Source organism: Arthrobacter sp. Y3225116 (assembly GCF_059091245.1).
In genome coordinates this window covers 1-1,820 of the sequence record NZ_JBNHGL010000384.1, presented here as the reverse complement: position 1 = coordinate 1,820, position 1,820 = coordinate 1, and the positions used below count along the sequence as shown (strand labels likewise).

Here is a 1,820-nt window from a genome sequence, read left to right as displayed (position 1 = left end):
AGGCCGCCGTCGACGCCCAGCGCCGCCAGGCCGGCGAGCAGGCGCACACCGGCACGCACATCATCCATGCGGCCCTGCACCAGATCCTGGGCCCGGAGGCGCTGCAGCGCGGTTCCTTCAACAAGGCCGGCTACCTTCGCTTCGACTTCTCCTGGGGCGAGGGCCTCTCCGACGCCGCCAAGTCGGAGGTCGAAGAGGTCTCGAACCTGGCCATCCGCAACAACTTCGAGGTCCAGACCCGCGTGATGCCGCTGGCCCAGGCCCGCGAGCTGGGCGCCATGGCGCTGTTCGGCGAGGCCTACGGGGACACCGTGCGCGTGGTGGAGATCGACGGCGCGTGGTCCCGCGAGCTCTGCGGCGGCACCCATGTGGAGGCCACCTCGCAGATCGGTTCGCTGACCCTGCTGGGCGAGGCATCGGTGGGTTCGGGCAACCGGCGCGTGGAGGCGTTCGTGGGCATGGAGGCCTTCCGCCACATGGCCGCCGAGCGCGCGCTGGTGAACGAACTCTCCGAAATGCTGAAGGTGCCGGGGGCACAGCTGCCCGAGCGGATTTCCGCCACCCTGGCCAAGCTCAAGTCCGTGGAGAAGGAGCTGGACAAGCTCCGCAAGGAACAGCTCGCGGCCTCGGCCGCCTCGCTGGTGGCCCAGGCCCAGGACGTGGCGGGGGTCCGGCTGCTGGCGCACCATGCCGGCGAACTCAGCGGCGCGGACGACCTGCGCAGCCTGGCCCTGGACCTGCGGACGCGGCTGGGCTCCGACCCGGTCGCCGTGGCGATGACGGGGGTGGCCAACGGCCGGCCCCTGATCCTGGTGGCCACCAACGAGGCCGCCCGTGCCGCCGGTGTCAAGGCCGGCGCCCTGGTCAAGACCGCCGCCGGAGTACTGGGCGGCGGAGGCGGCGGCAAGGACGACGTGGCGCAGGGCGGCGGGTCCGATGCCACCAAGATCGACGAGGCTCTGGCCGCGGTGACGGCCGCGGTCGCCAACCGCTAGGGCATCCGGTGTCTGTTTCCGATTATCCGCGCGGCACCAAGCTTGGTGTCGACGTCGGCGCGGTGCGCGTGGGCGTGGCCAGCTGCGATCCGGACGGGATCCTGGCCACCCCGGTGCGCACCCTGAAGCGCGATGCCAAGAAAGACAGCGACGTCAGGGTCCTGGTGCGTGAGGCCGCCGAGCGGGACGCCGTGCAGGTGTTCGTGGGGCTGCCGCGGACCCTCTCGGGCGGCGACTCGGCCTCCACCGAAATGGCCCGCGATTACGCCCGGAAGCTGGCCGCGGCGCTGGCCGGGGCGGGGTCGGTAGCCAGGGTCAACCTGATCGACGAGCGCCTGACGACTGTGGCGGCGCACCGCGGACTGCGGGAGGCTGGTATGGATACACGTCAACATCGTAAAGTAGTTGATCAGGTAGCCGCAGTGGGTATACTGCAGCAGGCTATTGACATGCAACGGGCCCAAGGGCAGGACGTGGGGACACCTGTCGCACCGCCCGCCGGCAGCCATGTGCCGGCTGCCAGCCATGAGGAGCCGACGATTTCGCACGGACATGACCGAAGCGGGGACCCCGGGACATGAGCAAGCACCCCGACGACTGGAACAACCTGCCGTCCCGGCGCGCCGCACGCGGCCGCCAGGCCGCCGACCCGCGCTTCGACGACACCGTCCCGCCGTATTGGGACGACGACGCCGTACCCGAATGGGAGGAAGCGCCCGCGGACGAGGCATGGCCTTCTCCGCCCGCCCAGCCCGCGGCCCCCGTCGCCCCCACTCGGGGCGAGCCGGCTGCCGGCATAGGGGAGGCACCGGCCCCGGCGGGTTT

2 protein-coding genes and 1 pseudogene are annotated in these 1,820 nt (G+C 71.5%); all 3 read left to right on the top strand.

The annotated features are described in order from the left end of the window. A partial coding sequence (locus tag AC5RV2_RS17610; RefSeq protein ID WP_494093402.1) for a DHHA1 domain-containing protein occupies positions 1-995 on the top strand: 995 nt, incomplete at its 5' end. A gap of 8 nt (positions 996-1,003) precedes the next feature. Continuing rightward, positions 1,004-1,576, top strand: coding sequence for a Holliday junction resolvase RuvX (gene ruvX, locus AC5RV2_RS17605; RefSeq protein WP_494093401.1), 573 nt, complete (start codon positions 1,004-1,006; stop codon positions 1,574-1,576). Continuing rightward, a pseudogene (locus tag AC5RV2_RS17600) lies at positions 1,573-1,820 on the top strand (hypothetical protein); the annotation flags it as partial. The gene ruvX and the pseudogene AC5RV2_RS17600, both read left to right, overlap by 4 nt.